This window comes from Kitasatospora sp. NPDC087315, from assembly GCF_044744345.1.
Classification (GTDB): Bacteria; Actinomycetota; Actinomycetes; order Streptomycetales; family Streptomycetaceae; genus Kitasatospora.
In genome coordinates this window covers 1-1,170 of sequence record NZ_JBIUYD010000039.1, presented here as the reverse complement: position 1 = coordinate 1,170, position 1,170 = coordinate 1, and the positions used below count along the sequence as shown (strand labels likewise).

The following is a 1,170-nucleotide window of genomic DNA, read 5'->3' as shown; positions in this document are numbered from 1 at the left end:
GTATGCCGCCACGGTCGTCACGGTCGCGGCTGTAGCCGCCGGAGGGACGGTCATCGCGACGGAAACCACCACCACCGGACGGGCGGTCGTCACGACGGAAACCACCACCGGAGGGACGGTCGTCACGACGGAAACCACCGCCGGACGGACGGTCGTCACGACGGAAACCACCGCGGTCGTCACGGTCGCGGTTGAAACCGCCGGAGGGACGGTCATCGCGACGGGCGCCGCCACGGTCGTCACGGTCCCGGTTGAAACCACCACCGGACGGACGGTCATCGCGACGGGCGCCGCCACGGTCGTCACGGTCCCGGTTGAAACCACCACCGGACGGACGGTCGTCACGACGGAAACCGCCGCCGGAGGGGCGGTCATCGCGGCGGAAACCGCCGGAGGGACGGTCATCGCGACGGGCGCCGCCACGGTCGTCACGGTCCCGGTTGAAACCGCCGGAGGGACGGTCGTCGCGACGGAAGCCACCGCGGTCGTCACGGTCCCGGTTGAAACCGCCACCCGAGGGGCGGTCGTCACGACGGAAACCGCCACCGGACGGACGGTCGTCACGACGGGCGCCGCCACGGTCGTCACGGTCCCGGTTGAAACCACCACCCGAGGGGCGGTCATCGCGACGGGCGCCGCCACGGTCGTCACGGTCCCGGTTGAAACCACCACCGGAGGGACGGTCGTCACGACGGAAACCGCCGCCGCCGGAGGGGCGGTCGTCACGACGCGGGCGGTCGTCACGGTCGTCGCGACGCGGACCACGGTCGTTGGACCAGCCCCCGCGAGACCGGGGCTCGTAGCCGCGGCCGTCGTCCGATCGACGCTCGGGACGGTCCTGGGGCTGGTTCGACATTGTGGTGACTCCTTCTGCTGCTTCAGCTCCACCGCGGACCGGGCGACACGACTGCCCTCACGCGGTTCGATGCCGGCCTCCTGGCCGGGCACCATCTCCATTGTCCGACATCCCGGGAGACCTCGCGTCTGGGCGAAAGTCCCTGGTGTGCCGGCACTGCACATGTTCGCAAAACACAAAAAGGCCGCGGCCCCAGCGAATCGCTGGGGCCGCGGCCTTGAATAATTGTTCGGCGGCGTCCTACTCTCCCACAGGGTCCCCCCTGCAGTACCATCGGCGCTGTGAGGCTTAGCTTCCGGGTTCGGAATGTAACC

At 69.9% G+C, this 1,170-nt stretch carries 1 rRNA gene and 1 pseudogene; both read right to left on the bottom strand.

The features are described from left to right. A pseudogene (locus ACIO5D_RS36005) lies at positions 1-757 on the bottom strand (tetratricopeptide repeat protein); the annotation flags it as partial. 326 nt (positions 758-1,083) lie between these two features. Further along, a 5S ribosomal RNA gene (rrf, locus tag ACIO5D_RS36000) occupies positions 1,084-1,170 on the bottom strand; the annotation flags it as partial.